Origin of the sequence: Streptococcus mitis (assembly GCF_946188615.1) — a bacterium.
In the GTDB taxonomy this organism is placed as follows: Bacteria; Bacillota; Bacilli; order Lactobacillales; family Streptococcaceae; genus Streptococcus; species Streptococcus mitis_BZ.
This window is the reverse complement of record NZ_CAMHVK010000031.1, coordinates 1-273: the sequence shown is the minus strand read 5'-3', so window position 1 is coordinate 273 and position 273 is coordinate 1. Positions and strand designations below refer to the sequence as shown.

At 39.2% G+C, this 273-nt stretch carries 1 protein-coding gene; it reads right to left on the bottom strand.

The annotated features are described in order from the left end of the window. Positions 1-17: 17 nt before the first annotated feature. Positions 18-273 (bottom strand): hypothetical protein (locus OCF95_RS09790; protein WP_261105342.1); only part of this gene is annotated, 256 nt, incomplete at its 5' end.

Sequence of the window (273 nt, the reverse complement as noted above, 5' to 3'; positions counted from 1 at the left end):
CATCCATTACTGGGTATCTATCCAAAGAGCTTGAAGTCAGCAATTCCAAAAGTCCCATGCACCCCAATGTTCATTGAAGCATTATTTACAATAACCAAGATGTGGATGCAACCTAAGTGCCCATCAACTGATAACTGGATAAAGAAGATGTGGTATATATAGACAGTGGAATACTTCTCAGCCATAAAAAAGAACAAAATCGTCCCATTCGCAACAACATGGATGGACCTTGAGGGAATTATGTTAAGTGAAATAAGCCAGATAGAGAAGGAC